Source organism: Vibrio sp. 2033, assembly GCF_033339735.1.
On record NZ_JAWOVC010000924.1, the window covers coordinates 1 to 500 of the forward strand.

The window sequence follows — 500 nt, forward strand, 5'->3', positions numbered from 1 at the left end:
TGCCAATCCATAATCACCAGTAAATAAACAAATCCGCTGCCCAATCCGATATAGGTAATATCAGTCTCCCAGACTTGATCAGAATATTCGATCGCCACGCCTTTCAATAAATACGGGTAAGTCAAATTATCCTTCCCCGGCTTCGACAAATTAGGCTTTGAGTAGATCGCCTCCAGCCCGAGTTTTCTCATCAAGCGCCGGACTCGTTTGTGATTGACCCGAAATCCTAACTTCTGCAAATAGACCGCCATCCGCCGGTAACCGTAAAACGGTGTCATCGTATATTGCTCGTCGATCAAGCGCATCAGCTCGCCATCTTTAGCACTCCCAGTTCTGGCGCGATGGTAAAGACCGGTTCGATTGATCCCTAAAAGCTGACATTGCCTTGCTGCGGAAATCTTCTCATTCGCAGGCTCGACCAGTTCCCGGCGAACTCTAACTGAAAATGGAAGATTTTTTTGAGCCAATCAGGTTCAACCTTGAGCTGCCTGATCTGTTGA

Annotated in this window: 1 protein-coding gene; it reads right to left on the reverse strand. The window is 47.4% G+C overall.

All coding sequences use genetic code 11. The features are described from left to right. Positions 1 to 467 (reverse strand): IS3 family transposase (locus R7P74_RS29850; protein WP_318124360.1); only part of this gene is annotated, 467 nt, incomplete at its 3' end. Positions 468 to 500: the final 33 nt, after the last annotated feature.